Source organism: Micromonospora sp. NPDC048169 (assembly GCF_040652815.1).
GTDB lineage: Bacteria > Actinomycetota > Actinomycetes > Mycobacteriales > Micromonosporaceae > Micromonospora.
In genome coordinates this window covers 17,573-31,440 of the sequence record NZ_JBEZMS010000039.1, presented here as the reverse complement: position 1 = coordinate 31,440, position 13,868 = coordinate 17,573, and the positions used below count along the sequence as shown (strand labels likewise).

12 protein-coding genes are annotated in these 13,868 nt (G+C 71.3%); 7 read left to right on the top strand and 5 right to left on the bottom strand.

The features are described from left to right. Positions 1-24 precede the first annotated feature (24 nt). The 3 genes from AB0D28_RS25345 to AB0D28_RS25335 are packed head-to-tail and all read right to left on the bottom strand — an operon-like array spanning position 25 to position 3,157. A complete protein-coding gene (locus AB0D28_RS25345; protein WP_357389642.1) occupies positions 25-1,008 on the bottom strand; it encodes a DUF1702 family protein in 984 nt (327 codons plus the stop codon). Next, positions 1,005-2,015 (bottom strand): DUF1702 family protein, encoded by a 1,011-nt coding sequence (locus AB0D28_RS25340; RefSeq protein WP_357389640.1) that lies wholly within the window; start codon positions 2,013-2,015, stop codon positions 1,005-1,007. The genes AB0D28_RS25345 and AB0D28_RS25340 overlap by 4 nt, the downstream gene beginning before the upstream one ends. 35 nt (positions 2,016-2,050) lie before the next feature. Next, entirely contained in the window at positions 2,051-3,157 is a 1,107-nt protein-coding gene (locus AB0D28_RS25335; protein ID WP_357389638.1) for a carboxymuconolactone decarboxylase family protein, read from the bottom strand. Positions 3,158-3,481: 324 nt separating this feature from the next. On the opposite strand from AB0D28_RS25335, the gene AB0D28_RS25330 reads away from it, so the two are divergent. The 3 genes from AB0D28_RS25330 to rfbC all read left to right on the top strand — a co-directional run bounded on the left by AB0D28_RS25330 (position 3,482) and on the right by rfbC (position 6,104). Further along, positions 3,482-4,282 carry a helix-turn-helix domain-containing protein gene (locus AB0D28_RS25330; protein ID WP_357389636.1) on the top strand — a complete coding sequence of 267 codons (801 nt, stop codon included), beginning with the start codon at positions 3,482-3,484 and terminating at the stop codon, positions 4,280-4,282. A gap of 325 nt (positions 4,283-4,607) precedes the next feature. Continuing rightward, entirely contained in the window at positions 4,608-5,441 is an 834-nt protein-coding gene (locus tag AB0D28_RS25325) for a helix-turn-helix transcriptional regulator (RefSeq protein ID WP_357389634.1), read from the top strand. Positions 5,442-5,504: 63 nt separating this feature from the next. Then, positions 5,505-6,104, top strand: a complete 600-nt coding sequence (gene rfbC, locus AB0D28_RS25320; protein ID WP_357389661.1) for a dTDP-4-dehydrorhamnose 3,5-epimerase — start codon at positions 5,505-5,507, stop codon at positions 6,102-6,104. On the opposite strand, the gene AB0D28_RS25315 is transcribed toward rfbC, so the two are convergent. Further along, entirely contained in the window at positions 6,056-7,054 is a 999-nt protein-coding gene (locus AB0D28_RS25315) for a putative sugar O-methyltransferase (RefSeq protein WP_357389632.1), read from the bottom strand. The genes rfbC and AB0D28_RS25315 overlap by 49 nt on opposite strands. A 78-nt stretch (positions 7,055-7,132) precedes the next feature. Between AB0D28_RS25315 and rfbA the strand changes: the two genes are divergently transcribed. The 4 genes from rfbA (at position 7,133) to AB0D28_RS25295 (ending at position 12,077) form a co-directional block, all read left to right on the top strand. Next, a complete protein-coding gene (gene rfbA / locus AB0D28_RS25310; protein ID WP_357389630.1) occupies positions 7,133-8,005 on the top strand; it encodes a glucose-1-phosphate thymidylyltransferase RfbA in 873 nt (290 codons plus the stop codon). Positions 8,006-8,013: 8 nt separating this feature from the next. After that, positions 8,014-9,081, top strand: coding sequence for a carboxymuconolactone decarboxylase family protein (locus AB0D28_RS25305; protein ID WP_357389628.1), 1,068 nt, complete (start codon positions 8,014-8,016; stop codon positions 9,079-9,081). A 230-nt stretch (positions 9,082-9,311) separates the two neighbouring features. Continuing rightward, positions 9,312-10,688: an FAD-binding monooxygenase gene (locus AB0D28_RS25300; RefSeq protein ID WP_357389626.1), complete on the top strand. Its 1,377-nt coding sequence runs from the start codon at positions 9,312-9,314 to the stop codon at positions 10,686-10,688. A gap of 246 nt (positions 10,689-10,934) precedes the next feature. After that, complete coding sequence (locus tag AB0D28_RS25295) at positions 10,935-12,077, top strand: hypothetical protein (protein WP_357389624.1); 1,143 nt, start codon at positions 10,935-10,937, stop codon at positions 12,075-12,077. Between the two features lie 58 nt (positions 12,078-12,135). On the opposite strand, the gene AB0D28_RS25290 is transcribed toward AB0D28_RS25295, so the two are convergent. Continuing rightward, positions 12,136-13,638, bottom strand: a complete 1,503-nt coding sequence (locus tag AB0D28_RS25290; protein ID WP_357389622.1) for a 4-hydroxyphenylacetate 3-hydroxylase N-terminal domain-containing protein — start codon at positions 13,636-13,638, stop codon at positions 12,136-12,138. Between the last annotated feature and the right edge of the window lie 230 nt (positions 13,639-13,868).

Sequence of the window (13,868 nt, the reverse complement as noted above, 5' to 3'; positions counted from 1 at the left end):
GCGGACGGGGCGCACGAGACGGGGTCAGCGGCGCCGTTCCACCCCGGTGTGTGCCGAGAACGCGTCGGCGATGCGTTGACGCCAGGTCGCATAGGCGGGCACTGCGCCGTCGGCGGGCAGGCCCTCGCGGGCGTGGTCGGTGGCGGCGGCGGCCGTGGCCACGTCCGTGCCGCACAGCACCTCGGTGGCCAGTTCGTTGTGCGGGACGACGAGACCGGCACGCAGCCGGGCCTGCGCGGCGAACGCGGCCCCCTGGGCCAGCTGACCCCGGTACGGGCCGGCCGCCTCGGCGAGGCACTCCAGCTCCGCGCGGTCGACGCCGCCCGCGTACGTGGCGGCCAGGCCGGCTCCGCTGTAGAGGTCCGGCCGGCGCTCCTCGGGGAAGGTGGCGAACAGCGCGGCGACCCGCTCCGGGTCGGTGCCGCAGACGAACCAGCTCGCCCGGCCGATGCCCTGGTCGATGACCTGGTTGGTGTGCCACGCCGGGCCGGGCACGACGGCCGGGGCCCGGGGCGCCTGGTACCGCTCGTGGACGTACTGGCGGGTCTTGAAGTACGCCTGGTGGAAGCCGTAGCCGTCGAGCAGCAGCCAGCGCAGCAGCGGGTCCGGGCCGTACAGCGTGGACCAGCGGAACCTCGGCAGGCGGGCCATCGCCCAGCCGACCCCGACGTACACCATGTAGACGTGGTCGGCGCCCGGCCCGTCGAGCAGCGCCCGCACGTGCCCGCCGCGTCCGACGGGCAGGCCGTCGAGCACGGCCATGGCCATGCCGGCGCCCTCGTAGGCGAAACCGCGGTAGAGCTCGGGCAGTTGCCTGAGCTCGGCCTCGACGTCGGCCGGCCGGCCGGTCGCCGCGGCGGCGCCGTAACCGGTCAGGAAGGACCTGCCGACGGTCTCCAGCCGGTCGACGGCCTCCGCCGACTTGGCGTGGAAGCCGCGGACGGCGACCTTGGTCTCCGAGATGTCCGGCGTCAGGACGCGCCGTCGCAGGTTGTGCCAGGCTGTCATGTCACGGCCTCCGCTGGGGGGTGGGAGAGGGCGAGCGCATCGAGGTGGTCGCGGATCTGCTGCCGCCAGGACTCGTAGTCGGGCGGGCCTGTCGGTTCGGCTCGGCTCAGGCTGATGTCGTCGGCCAGCGTCGCCGCGGCCGACACGGTGAGGCCGGTCAGCGTGTGCAGCGTGCTCGCCGAGTGTTCCGGCACGAAGCCGGAGAAGTCGCGGGCCTTGGCGGCGAACACCGCGCCCTGTGCCAGGTGCCGCCAGTGCTCGCCGGACGCCCGCCGCAGCACCGCCAGACCGGTCTCGTCGCAGCCGCCGGCGAAGGTGGCCGCGAGGCCGACACCGCTCCACAGGTCGGCGTGCCGCTCGGCGGCGAAGGCGCGCACCGCGGCGTCGACGTGCTGCGGGACTCCGCCGTGGATGAACCACAGCGCCCGCCCGATGCCCTGGTCGACCGCGCGGGGGAAGTAGTCGGCGCGGCCCTGCCACGGGTACGGCGCCGGACGGCGCTGGCGCTCCACCACGCTACGGGTGTCGAAGTAGGCCCGGTCGAAGCCGTAGCCGTCGACGGCCAGCCAGCTCATGGTCGGGAAGTAGGGCGTGCCGGTGAGGTCGGGTAGGACACCGCGCCACAGTGGACGCGGCAGGCGGGCCATCGCGAACCCGATGCCGATGTAGGTCAGGAACGTGTGCGGGACACCCGGTCCGCGCAGCAGTTCCCGGGTACGGGTTCCCCGGCCGCCCGCCATCGCGTCCCGCACGGTCAACGCCATCGTCGCGCCCTCGTACGCGAAGCCGCGCAGCTCGGCGTCGACCATGTCGAGCCGGCGCTCCAGGCCCCACTGGTCCCGCAGTTCGATGCCCCACTCGAAGCCGCAGACGACGGCCTGCGGGATGGCTTCGAGGGCGCGGGTGGCGTCGGTGGGCGTGACCGGAAATCCGCGCCCGGCGAAACTCACGTCGTGGAACGACGGAGTCAGGGCCATCCGGCGTAACGAACCGAGGACTGTGGGCATCGGGAAACTCCCTCACGCGGTGTGTGGGTGAGACTTCATCGTGTTATGCGATTCCCGGCCGGCGCGTCTCCTGGTGTGCGGGGTGCGGCGAGACGCTGCCGGGCTCCGATGCGACGGGCGGCTTCGAAGGCCGCCCACCCGGTGACCTCCACGAGCGCCTCGTCTCCGGGCTGGTGACGCCGGAACTCGGCGACGACCCCGTCGCCCACCTGGTGCGACGACACCGCGGTGAGCAGCGCGAGCCGTCCGGCCGCCCGGTCGGCCGGGCCGAGCGGGGTGAGCAGGTCCTCGCACCACGCCGTGGAGATGCCGGTGTCCGCGCCGCGCCAGCCGTCGAGGTGCTCGCGCACCACGGCACGGACCTCGGGTGACAGCCACCGTTCGCCGGCCGCGTCGAACGTCGCGGCGGCCCGCGCCAGCGCACCGCCGATGAACGGGTTGCCCGCCGCCCAGCCGGCGTCGGCGGGCTGCGGCGCGTCCGGCAGCAGGTCGAGGGAGCGGCCGGGCTCGCGGTGCGCGCGCAACGTGTCGCGCAGCAGCCGGCCCACCCCCTGCTTCATGCGCTGCCGTGCCCGCCCGGTGAGGCCGGGCGGAAGCAGGAAGCTGGAGAGGAAGACGTTCACCATCCGGGTCAGGTAGTGCATCGCGGTCACCGTGCCGATGAGCTCGGCGCTCTGCGCGGGGGTGAGCCAGGCCGGCACCCCGAGTCCGTCGGGCGCCTCCTGCGCGCCCCGCGCCCATTGGCTGATCTCACGCAGCCGGGGGTCGCGCATGTCGTCGACGCGGTCGGCGGCGAGCTGGTCCGCGTCGTACTCGCCGGCCAGGTCGTACATGCTGACCGAGTGCATGTCGACGCAGTACGGGCAGATCGTGGCGACCGCGACAGCGGTCGCGGCGGCCTCCTTCGAGGCCCGGTCGGCGGCGCCGCTGGCCAGCACCGGCTCGCGCATGAGGGTCCAGTAGGCGGCCAGCGCGCGGGGGGACGGTGAATGCATGAGCGCCGGTGGGATCACCAGGCGCATCTCGTCCGCCACCTGCTGGTACACCTGCTCGACCAGACCGCTCGCGGAGAGCGCGGAGACCGGTGTGACATGGCGTACCTGACGTTGCACGACTGAGGCTGCGACTCGGCCGACGATCATGGCTGCTCCTTCCGCCGGTGTGGCCAGTATCAGCAGATCGAACGCGAAAATCCCGCGTGCCGGACGAGGGAAGCAATTCTGGAAAAGAATTTCCCGGCGGAGAGCTGTGATCGGGTATCTCCGGTATCCAATTGCTACTTCAATATTGCGCTCGGCCCGGCGGGACGGCCTATCCGGTTGCCCGCCCAACTCGGCCGTGGCTAGCCTGGCGACACATGAACGTGGGGGTGCGCTGTTCGGTGCGCATTCCACCGCTCGCCGTGACGGATCGGCCGAGAAGGCCGGAATCTCATTGTTGCGGCGCGGCCCAGCCCTGGGGGAAGAATGCAGGATACGTCGGAGAAGGCAGTTCTGCGCGCCATCGAGGCGATGCACGAGCGCCTCGGTGGACAATTGACGGTCGATGACATGGCTCGCGCAGCCATGTTCAGCAAGTTTCATTTCACACGATTGTTCCAGCGGGTCACCGGGGTGTCGCCGGGTCGCTTCCTCTCCGCGCTGCGCCTCCAGCGGGCCAAGGAACTACTCGTCTCGACGCCGATGAATGTCGCCGACGTCAGCGTCAGCGTCGGTTACAGCAGCGTCGGCACGTTCAGCTCCCGGTTCAGCCGGAGCGTCGGGATGTCACCCACCACCTTCCGGCAGCGCGCCGGCTACGCCAGCGAGATCCGCACCGACTCCGACGGGGTGGCCCTGAGCGACGCGAGCCTCTCCTGCGTGGTGCACCCCGCCGGCCCCACGGAGAACACCCTGACGTTCGTCGGCCTCTTTCCCGAGCGCGTCCCCGAGGGCCGCCCGGTCCGCTGCGCGGTGCTGCGCGACTCGCGGCACATCACCTTCAACCACGCGCCGCTGGGCCGGTGGCACCTGCTCGCGCAGTCGGTTTCGGCCGACCGGCGCCCACCCGGCTCGTACCGCGATCACGCCGACCGGCCGGTCGCCGTGGCCACCGCCGGGCCGATCGTCATCCGGCCGGGCAAGCCGATCTCCACCGAGCTGGTGCTGCGGCCGGGCCGCGCCCTCGATCCGCCGGTGCTGCTCGCGTTGCTCGACGTCCGCACCTACGCGCTGAGCCGGCTGGCCGAGCAGAACCGGCCCGCCGAGGAATACGCCGGCGCCGCCTGAGTCAGGGCCGCCGGCCCGGCGGGTCGGCACGGGAGCACCCCCGGCCACATCCGCCCGGCTCTACCCGCTATTTCGGATTCGACTGGGTTCCGGCGATGTTCGACAACTGATTCTCAGTACGCAGCAGTGCGTTCCACTATCTACATTCCGCCACCCGGCGAGGGGCCCCGGCCAGGACATCCACGTGCCGCACCCCGGCGTGGATTCGGCGTCGGGAAACTGATGGCGCGGCGGATTGCGCCCGCTCCCGCCCTGAGATAGCCTCGGGGAAGAGCGACGGACATCACAAGGCCGCCAGCATTCGGAATTGGCCGGAATGGGCGCAATGGAACAGGAAATTGAGATAGCCGTCAAACGCGCAGTGACGACAATGCGCGACAATCTAGGCCAACCGCTGACGATTGACGACATGGCCCGCTCGGCCATGTTCAGCAAATTCCACTTCACGCGCGTTTTCCAGCGGGTCACCGGCATCTCCCCCGGCCGTTTCCTTTCCGCACTGCGGCTCCAGCACGCCCAGCAACTGCTGGTCTCGACCCCACTGCGGATCGCCGATATCAGCCAGCGGGTCGGCTACAACAGCGTCGGCACGTTCAGCACCCGGTTCAGCCGTAGTGTGGGCATGTCCCCCACCGAATACCGGCTCCAGTCCGGATTCGCGCGGCAGATCGTCACGGAAACAGACGCCCACACCACGTCGTCGGCCGGTGGTCGCGTCGAGTGCCGCATCCGGATGCCACAGGACGGCCAGCCGCGGCTGGTCTTCGCCGGCCTTTTCCCCGAACGCATTCCGCAGGGCCGCCCGGTGCGCTGTACGGTGCTCGCCGACCCGGCGCATCTCGAGCTCGACGACGTGCCCAGCGGCACCTGGCATCTGTTGGCCCAGGCGGTGCCGGGATCATGCGGCCATCCGGACGGCTACCAGGCAAACGTGAACGAGTCGGTGTCGGTGGCCAGCCTCGGCCCGATCACCGTCGCACCGCGCTCGGTGGTCCGTTCCGCGCTGGAGTTCAACAGCGCCGGTCCGCTCGACCCACCGGTCCTGCTGGCCCTGCTGGACGTCCGCAAGCTGGCGATGGAGATCGTGGCGCAGCGTGCCCATGCGCACGTTCCGCTGACGGCCGGAGTGGCTGGTCACGGTCCCTCGAACTGCTGGTGACGCCCGGGCCGCAACCCGGAAGTGGACCGGCGCCGGCGACTCGGCGACCCTGGTGCCGTGACTATTCCATCCGCACCCAGGAAGCTGGTCGCCGGTGCCCTCGCGTTCGACACGCCGGCCTTTCCGGACGAGCGCGGCGTCTTCCGTACGCCGTTCCGGTCGTCGGCATTCGGACGTCCCCTGTTTCCGGTGGCCCAGGTCAACTTCAGCGTCTCGCGCCGCGGCGCGGTACGCGGCCTGCACTACACAGTCACCCCGCCCGGCACGGCGAAGTACGTCTACTGCCTGCACGGCCGCGCCCTCGACATCATCGTCGACCTCCGGGTGGGCTCGCCGACGTTCGGGCGGTACGACGCCGTGGAGCTTGACCAGGAGCGGTGTCCGGCGCTGTACCTGCCGTTCGGGGTCGGTCATCTCTTCGTCGCACTCGAGGACGACACCGTGATGAACTACCTGCTGTCGCTGGAGTACCGGCCGGAGAACGAACTCGCGCTCGCGCCGTTCGACCCGCAGCTCGCGCTCCCGATCCCGGCCGACATCGATCCCATCCTCTCGCCGCGGGACCAGGCGGCGCCCAGTCTCGCCGAAGCGCTGGACGCCGGCCTGCTCCCGGGCTACGCGGCCTGCCGCGCGCTGGAGGAACGGTACAGCGCCTGCCAGTAGTGGCTCCACACTGGAGTGCTCGCCTCGGCGGCGCACTCCCAGCGGTCCCCCGGCGTGTAGGCCGAGACGAACCGGCGCGACTGCTTACGCACGGCCTCGCTGTCGAAGATGTCGATCACCTCGGTCAGCAGCCCGGCGCGCAGCGCGGAGGCCACCTGTTCGGTGCCCTGCGAGTGGTCGTCCAGCGCCTTGTCCAGATACTTGCCGACCGGGCCGTTCACGTAGAACGCCTGGCTCCGCTCGTCGACGAGACCCAGGTAGCCGCGGACCACCTCCGGCGGCATGCAGGCGAACGAGTCGATGTTGATCGCCAGGTCGACGTCACGCGGGAACGTCCGCCCGGCGTCCGCGGCCGCGTGGAAGGACACCTTGGCGTACTGCGCGGGCTCGAGCACCGCGCGCAGGTAGGCGCGGGCCAGCCGCAGCGAGGGCTCCTGCTCCACGATGTGGTACTCCGCGACGTCGTGGTTGGCCATCAACGCGTGGCAGGTACGGCCGTATCCGGCGCCGATCTCGACGATTCGCGCACCGGCCAGGCGCACCCGTTCCGCGAGGAAACCGACCTCCTGCACGGCCCGCAGGTAGTCCATGTCGATCTCGTCGCCGTCGTGGCGAACGGTGATCGGATCGCCGACGTCCCGGTTCCGGGTCTTGCGCAGCCGCTCGCGGTCCTGCGGGCTCAGCCGGCCGCTGACGCTGTACAGCAGTGCTTTGAGGTACCGCACTCCGTTGTTCCGTGGATCCCACAGCGTCAACTTGAAGTTGGCGTCATCGGACCGGAATCCCGCCAGAATATCCGTGTCCTGATCGACAGTCACTGTTACCGACCTCCTGGATGAGCGGAGCCCGAACGGCCCGGTGAAGTGGAGTATCACGCCGTTTCCCAGCGGGCTGCGCCTCTGAGAGTGCGAACAGCCGGGCCGCTCGCCGGGGTTCTGCGCGCACCGCATTCCAGGAGACCTGGGGGTCTGCCGGCCCGCCACATACTGGTTTTCCGGCAGATGTCGACTCGACGAACGGACCCGATGGTGAAGGGAATTGTTCTCGCCGGTGGCACCGGTACGCGGCTGTACCCGCTGACGCTGGCGACGTCCAAACAGTTGCTGCCCGTCTACGACAAACCGATGCTCTACTACCCGCTCTCAGTACTCATGCTGGCCGGCATCCGGGACATCCTGATCATCTCGAACCCGGATGTGCTCCCGCACATGCGCCAGTTGCTGGGCGACGGATCCCGGCTGGGCCTGAACCTCAGCTACGCCGAGCAGAAGGAGCCACGCGGCATCGCCGAGGCGTTCCTCATCGGCGCCGGTCACATAGGACACGACCGGTCCGCGTTGATCCTCGGCGACAATCTCTTCCACGGCGCCGGCTTCTACAACCTGCTGCAGCACGAGGCCCGCTCGGTCGACGGCTGCACCCTGTTCAGTTACTCGGTCTCGGATCCCGAGCGCTACGGCGTCGCCGAGACCGACACGGAGGGCCGGCTGGTCTCGATCTTCGAGAAGCCCCGGCGGCCGCGTTCCAACCAGGCGATCACCGGCCTCTACCTCTATGACAACGACGTGGTGAGCATCGCCGCCGGCCTGAGTCCGTCGGATCGCGGGGAACTGGAGATCACCGACGTCAACCAGGAATACCTGCGGCAGCGCCGGGCCGGGCTCGTACCGCTGAGCCGCGGCTACACGTGGATGGACTGCGGCACGCACGCCAGCCTGCTCGCCGCCAGCCAGTACGTGCAGGTGATCCAGGAGCGGCAGGGGGTCCGGGTGGCCTGCCTCGAGGAGATCGCCCTGCGCATGGGCTTCATCGACGCCGAGGCCTGCTACGAGCTGGGCGCCGAGATGCCCCACTCGGACTACGGCCGCTACCTCACCGAGATCGCATACGCACTCGACTAAGGACGACGATGGGAAGACTGCTGAGAGCGGCGACCCGACGCATCGCGCCGGCCCACATCCGTTACGTCCGGCCGGTGCCGCCGGAGACCGCCCCCGAACCGGTCGCGCTGGTCTACCGCCAGGTCGAGACGGACTTCGGGATGCTGGCCCCGCCGGTGGCGCTGCACGCCCCGGCGCCACCGGTGCTGGCCGCCTGCTGGAGCATCCTGCGGGAGACCCTGGTGGTGTCCGGCCGGGCGAGCCGCGCCGACAAGGAGGCGGTCGCCGCGGCCGTCTCGGTGGCCAACCGCTGCCCGTACTGCCTGGACGTGCACGGCGCCGCGCTGACCGGCCTGCTCGCCGGGCCGGACTCCGCCCGCATCGCGGCCGGCGGGACCGACGAGGTGACCGAGCCCCGACTGCGCGCCCTGGTCCGCTGGGCGCGGACCGGCGAGGGGCCGGAGCCGTTCCCACCGGAGCAACGGGCCGAGCTGGTCGGGGTGGTGCTGGTCTTCCACTACATCAACCGCATGGTCAACGTGTTCCTGCGGGACTCACCGCTGCCGGCCGTGCCGAGGCCGGCCGAACGGGTCCTGCGGCGCACCGCGGCGTCGGTGCTGGGCCGGCTCGGCCGGGTCGAGGTCGCGGCGGGCTCGTCGCTGGACCTGCTGCCCGAGGCCGGCCCGCTGGCGGGCACCGCCTGGGCCGCGACCGTGCCGCACATCGCCCAGGCGCTGAACCGCGCCGGCGCCGCCATCGCCGCAGCCGGCGAACGGAGCGTCCCGGCCCGGGTGCGCGAACTCGTCGAGGCCCGGCTGGCTGATCCGGGCTTCGCGGGGCCCGGGATCAGCGCCAGGGCGTGGCTGGACGAGGCGGTCCAGCAACTGCCCGCGGCGGACCGGCCGGCCGGGCGGGTGGCGCTGCTGACCGCGTACGCGTCCTACCGGGTCACCCCGGAACTGGTCGCACAGTGCCGGTCGGACGACGCGCAACTGGTCGAGCTGACCGCCTGGGCGGCGTTCGCGGCGGCCCGTGCGACCACCGGCCGGATCGTGCCGGATGAGGGCAAGCGGGGAGATGTGAGCCCGCCCGTCTGACTGCGACGCTCATCCCGATGGCTGAGGGTGTTCCGCAGCCAGGTCGGGTGGCCCGTTCGGTGGCCCGCCGACGTATCCGAGCCGTGCTGTTCCTCCTGCCGTCCCGCTCGGCCCGCATCACCGGCCAGACCTCGCCGTGCACGGCGGCCTGCTCGGTTCCGCGCCGATGAGCAGGATGCCCGGCTGACCGTCAAGCAGCCGCATCGCACAGAGAAAGGGTGGAGCCACCCATGGGGAAGAATCCACGCCGGGCGCTGGTGCTCGGCGGCAGCTACGCCGGCCTGTTCGCCGCGCGAGTGCTGACCGAGCGGTACGACGAGGTCCTGATCGTCGACCGGGACAAGCTGGTCGGTGAGCGGGGACCGCGTCGCGGCCGCCCGCAGGGCAAGCACATCAACGCCATGCACGTCCGCGGCCTCCAGGTGACCGAGGAACTGTTCCCCGGCTTCATCGAGGGACTCGTGGCGGACGGCTGCCCGACCGGCGACTACGCCGGCTCGTGCCGGTGGTACTTCAACGGGCGGCCGCTGGTCCGCGAGGACATCGGCTACATCGCGGTGCCCGCCACGGCCCCGCTGATGGAACGTCACCTGCGCGAGCGCGTCGAGCAGCTGTCCGGCGTGCGGTTCCTGGAGCGCCGCGACATCGTCGAGCTGGAGACGACACCGGACCGTGCCCGCGTCACCGGCGCCCGGCTGCGTGATCTGGACAACGACCGGGACGAGGTGATCGAGGCCGACCTGGTCGTCGACGCCACCGGCCGCGGCTCGCGGACCCCGGCCATGCTGGAGCGGTTCGGCTACGAGCGGGTCCCCGAGGAGCGCATCAAGATCAACCTCGGATACGTGACCCAGCACTACGAACTGGACGACGACCCGTGGCACGGCGACCTGGCCATCATCCCGGTGGCGTACCCCGCCTCGCCGCGTGGCGCGATCTTCACCCAGACCGACCACGGCAAGGTCGAACTGACCGCCTACGGCCTGCTCGGCGACCACCCGCCGACCGACCAGGAGGGCTTCTACGACTTCATCCGGTCGCTGGCGATCCCGGACATCGCCGACGCCCTCAAGTCGGCCCGCCCGATCGACGAGCCCGTCCCCTTCCACTATCCCGTCACGCTGCGCCGGCGCTACGAGCGGATGTCCCGCCTGCCGGCCGGCCTGCTGGTCACCGGCGACGCGGTCACCAGCTTCAACCCGGTGTACGCGCAGGGCATGACGGTGGCCGCGGTCGCCGCCCTGACGATCCGGCGCCACCTGAGCGCGCACGGCGAACCCGACCCGGCCGCGTACTTCCGCGACCTGGCCCGCGACTGCATCGACGCGCCGTGGGAGATGACCACGACGGTCGACCTGAACTTCCCGGACGTGCCCGGCCACCGGTCTCTCAAGATGCGGATGGTGCAGCGCTACCTGCGGCTCGTGCAGGTCGCCGCGACCCGGGACCCGAAGGTCACCACGGCGTACCTGCGGGCCGCGGGCATGGTCGACACCCCACAGGCGCTGATGCGCCCCGCGACGCTGTGGCGCGTGCTGCGCGGCGCCTTCGCCCGGAGCGCCCCCGTCGACCGGCCGCGTCAGCCGACGCTCGCACAGTCGGGCTGAGCCCCGCCGTCCCGAACCGGGCCCGTCGTGCTTCCCCCCGCACGACGGGCCCAACTCTGTGCCCGGTCCCCCGGGAACGCGCCTGCCGTCGGGGCAGCGCAGACGGCGGGTTCAACGCACGATTGGAGGACCACCCGGTGCCACCGGTCTCCGCCGCGCGTGCTCGCCCGGCAGAGAGCACGATGCGAGTTGATTCGCGCGCCGATCTTGTCACAATCCAAGGGAAATAACCTGAAAGAGGCGTTGATGACGCAAACGATGCGGGACTGGCTCTTCGCCGGCATCCATCTGGCACCCTGCCGCTTCGCGAACGTAGAGGCCTTCCTCTCCGGTGTCGAGCCCCACCTGCCCCTGGACGACGTCGTGCCGGCCAGGCAGGCGATCGACCTGCTGCGCCGGGCCGGCGCGTCGCTGGACGGCGACAGCGGGGAGTGCGCGGACGACGCCGCCGCCGCCCGCCGGCTCACCGCCGCCCAGCTCCGCGAGCTGGCGGACGCGCCGCTGGCCCTCGGCAGCAGCGGTACGGAGCACGCGGTGCTCGCCGCGGCGGGACCGCTGCGCGACCGGCTCACGGCGGCCGGCCTGGACGTGGCCGGAATGACCGTCACGGTCGGGTCGGTTCTGCCGGATCCGTACGCCGCGTCTGAGCGCACGTCCATCTCCATCGGCCCGTCGAAGGCCGCCCGGCACCGGCTCGAGCCCGGTGCCTACCTGCGGCTGTCCGGGCTGCGGCCGTTCCTGAGCATCACCCGGGCCGCGCGCAGGCTGGTGCACGCCGCCGCGGACGTCGGGCCGGACGGATCCGACCGGGGGCTGGAGCAGGGGCTCGCCGACGTCCTCGGGCTCTGCTACGCGGCGGCCGCGGTCGTGCCGCGCACGGCGTTACGGTCGATCCTCGTCCACGACCGGCACTGCCCCGCATCGCCGAGGCTGCGCTCCGCGCACATCCGGCAGGCCACGCTGCTCTACCGCGAATTCGGCGTCGCCGGGCTGGCCGCGCTGGTCGCCGGCGGGCGGCGCCGCATCGCCGAGGCCGAGGTGGCGGTCCTGACCGGCCGGTATCGCGAGCTCGACCTGCCACGCGGGCCGGGCGACGAGGTCATCACCTGGCTGCTCGACCACCTCTGCGGCGCGTTGCTGCCGTCGTATGTGGTCTCGCCGCTCGATCTGTTGCTGTTGGACGCCGTCCACGACGGCGCCGGCGTCGCCGAGGTGTGTGCCGCCGCCGGGGTGCCGGTGTCGGTCGGCGCCGCGCGGCTCGGCCAGCTGAGTCTCTCGACGGCGCTGTTCAGGCTGACCGGCGGGGCGGTGACCGACTCGATCCTGCCCCGCTACCGGGAGGCCGAGCAGCAGTCCGGGCAGCCGGTGCTGCGCTGGCTGGCCGGTTGACGGCGGGGCCGGGCGGGCGCGGGGCCGGACCGCACCGGCGTGCGTCGGACCGGTCCCGTCAGCGTTCCGGCGTCCACAGGTCGGGGGCGGTCCACCCGTCCAGGTCGTACTCGGCGAGGCACTGCTCGGCGAAGGCCTTGTAGCCGTCGACCAGCCCGGTCGCCGTCTGCGCGTGCAACAGCTCGACCCGGGTGTTCTCGTGGTTGCCGGCGTAGTTGCGCTCGTAGAGCTCGTGGCGGCCGCCGAACTCGGTGCCGGTCGCGTCCCAGAGCAGCTTCATCACCTTGACCCGCTGCTCGGCGTCCGAGCCGTCCGAGCCGCGCAGGTACCGGTCGAGGTAGGGCCGGATCTCCGGGTTGCGGAAGTCGTCGGCGCTGGAGTTGACGTAGATGAGCCCGCTGGCCACGTCCTGCTGGATGATCTCCTTGACCCGCGGGTAACCGATCTGCATGAACCAGCGGTACGCCATGCCGTACTGCGGGTTGGGCAGCAGCGCGCCGTTCTTCCACTGCACCGGGTTGCGGGCGGCGGCGTCCGACAGCCCCCAGAACAGGTTGCGCCACGCGAGCACCTCACCGAGCCGGCTCTGCACGCCGCGGAAGTCCTTCGTGCCGGTCAGCTCCAGGGCCTTGGCGAGCAGGCCGGCGAGGAACTCGAGCTTGACCGCGAGCCGGGTGCAGCCGTGGAAGGTGAACCGCTCGGAGAAGCCGGACTGGCCGGCGAACATCTGCACCTTGCCGAGGTTCCCGTACACGAACACGTTCTCCCACGGCACCAGCACCTGGTCGAGCACGAGGATGGTGTCGTTCTCGTCGAGCCGCGACGAGAGCGGGTAGTCGAACGGTGTGCCGACCGCGGCGGCGTTCGCCCCGTACGACGGACGGCAGATCAGCTTCACGCCGGGCGCGCCCATCGGCACGGTGGCGATCAGCGCGAACTCCTTCTTTCGCACCGGCAGGCCGAAGTGGGCGATGAAGTTGTAGTGGCTCAGCGCCGACCCGGTGGCGACCACCTTGGCGCCGCTGACGATCAGACCCTCGCCCGTCTCCCGCTCCACCCGGATGTAGACGTCGGCCACCTGGTCCGGCGGCCGGTTACGGTCCACCGGCGGATGCACGATCGCGTGGTTCCAGAAGAGCACCTTCTCCTGGGACTCCCGGTACCAGCGTTCCGCGTTGTCGCTGTACGGCGCGTAGAAGCCGGCGTTGGCCCCGAGCGTGCCGAGGAACGACGCCTTGTAGTCGGGGCTGCGCCCCATCCAGCCGTAGCTCATCCGCGCCCAGGCCGCGATGGCACGCTGATCGGCGATCATGTCGTCGACGGTGTGCGGGGTGCGGAAGAACGGGTGGGTGAAGCCGCCCGATCCGGTGTCCGTGGGCGCGGTCAGCACGTCGCGCTGGGCCGGATCGTGCAGCGCGTCGTAGAGCCGGGCGGTCATGCGTACCGGGTTGCGGAACGCCGGGTGGGTGGTGACGTCCTTGACCCGCTCGCCGTAGAGGAACACCTCGCGGCCGTCGCGCAGGCTCTCGACGTACTCGTCCCCGGTCAGCGGCCCGGTCATCGCCGTGCTCCGCCACGCCGGGACGGCCGGGCGGGCGTACCCCCGACCAGCCGGCGACCGCCGTCGTCACGCTGTCGTGGAACGAGCCCGGGCACCATGGCCCGGGCTCGTTCGGTCAACTCGGTCAACTCGGTCGGGGCGGACGGGGATGCGGACGGCGCAACCACGTTCGAGATGACGGTCATGCCGACAGCGTCACATCGGGGTGGCCAGCACGGCATCTCCGCCGG

What these genes read in the sequence shown, in the direction of transcription:
- AB0D28_RS25345 (WP_357389642.1), bottom strand. Translation starts at nt 1,008, where the DNA reads ATGACAGCCTGGCACAACCTGCGACGGCGCGTCCTGACGCCGGACATC.
- AB0D28_RS25340 (WP_357389640.1), bottom strand. Translation starts at nt 2,015, where the DNA reads ATGCCCACAGTCCTCGGTTCGTTACGCCGGATGGCCCTGACTCCGTCG.
- AB0D28_RS25335 (WP_357389638.1), bottom strand. Translation starts at nt 3,157, where the DNA reads ATGATCGTCGGCCGAGTCGCAGCCTCAGTCGTGCAACGTCAGGTACGC.
- AB0D28_RS25330 (WP_357389636.1), top strand. Translation starts at nt 3,482, where the DNA reads ATGCAGGATACGTCGGAGAAGGCAGTTCTGCGCGCCATCGAGGCGATG.
- AB0D28_RS25325 (WP_357389634.1), top strand. Translation starts at nt 4,608, where the DNA reads ATGGAACAGGAAATTGAGATAGCCGTCAAACGCGCAGTGACGACAATG.
- AB0D28_RS25315 (WP_357389632.1), bottom strand. Translation starts at nt 7,054, where the DNA reads ATGCGGTGCGCGCAGAACCCCGGCGAGCGGCCCGGCTGTTCGCACTCT.
- AB0D28_RS25305 (WP_357389628.1), top strand. Translation starts at nt 8,014, where the DNA reads ATGGGAAGACTGCTGAGAGCGGCGACCCGACGCATCGCGCCGGCCCAC.
- AB0D28_RS25300 (WP_357389626.1), top strand. Translation starts at nt 9,312, where the DNA reads ATGGGGAAGAATCCACGCCGGGCGCTGGTGCTCGGCGGCAGCTACGCC.
- AB0D28_RS25295 (WP_357389624.1), top strand. Translation starts at nt 10,935, where the DNA reads ATGACGCAAACGATGCGGGACTGGCTCTTCGCCGGCATCCATCTGGCA.
- AB0D28_RS25290 (WP_357389622.1), bottom strand. Translation starts at nt 13,638, where the DNA reads ATGACCGGGCCGCTGACCGGGGACGAGTACGTCGAGAGCCTGCGCGAC.